The sequence below is a fragment of the Vibrio sp. 1401 genome (assembly GCF_033340295.1).
Genome location: NZ_JAWOWF010000496.1, coordinates 1 through 628, shown reverse-complemented (window position 1 = coordinate 628; position 628 = coordinate 1). Strand labels below are relative to the sequence as shown.

At 46.8% G+C, this 628-nt stretch carries 1 pseudogene; it reads left to right on the top strand.

What is annotated here, in order from left to right:
• Window positions 1-628: pseudogene (locus R7Z77_RS26445) on the top strand (transporter substrate-binding domain-containing protein); the annotation flags it as partial.

The window sequence follows — 628 nt, the reverse complement described above, 5'->3', positions numbered from 1 at the left end:
GTGAGCAGAGAACGGCATGAATTCAGCTATTTCCCAAGACCGCACTATTCACCAGCTTCAGTGATGGTCAAGCGATTGGGTTACAAGCCAAACACCTATTCCCATGTGTCACAATTGATCTCAGAAAGAATCGGTGTAGTCAAAGACGATTTTTTCGATCAAATGATGACTCAGCTTTTACCGTTGAAAGAGCTTGAGCGCTTTAACACGCAGCACGATCTTATTGAAGCATTGCTTAAAGGGGAGGTGGATTACATCCCGATGGATACGGCAATGCTCAACCATTTCCTTCGTTTGAGCGAGCTTGGGCCCATCGAACAAGATACCGCGATAGGGGAGTTTTACAGTCCGCAGTTGTCTATCGGCCTCGTCGCGAATGAACGCGGTGCAATGTTAGCGCCATATTTTAGCCGCGCGATCGCGATGTTGGGCGTTGACAAAATTGTGGCTCAATACGATTTGCGTCCAGATTGGCGCACGGCGTTAGAGTATGAGGTGCGATTGGCAACACAAACCCAAGCGGTATTTCTATTCGTACTTGTATTGGCAATTTGTGTTTCTCTCTATCTGTATCGTCAATCCAACACCGATAATTTAACTGGGTTGAGGAATCGTCGCTCTTTGCAAG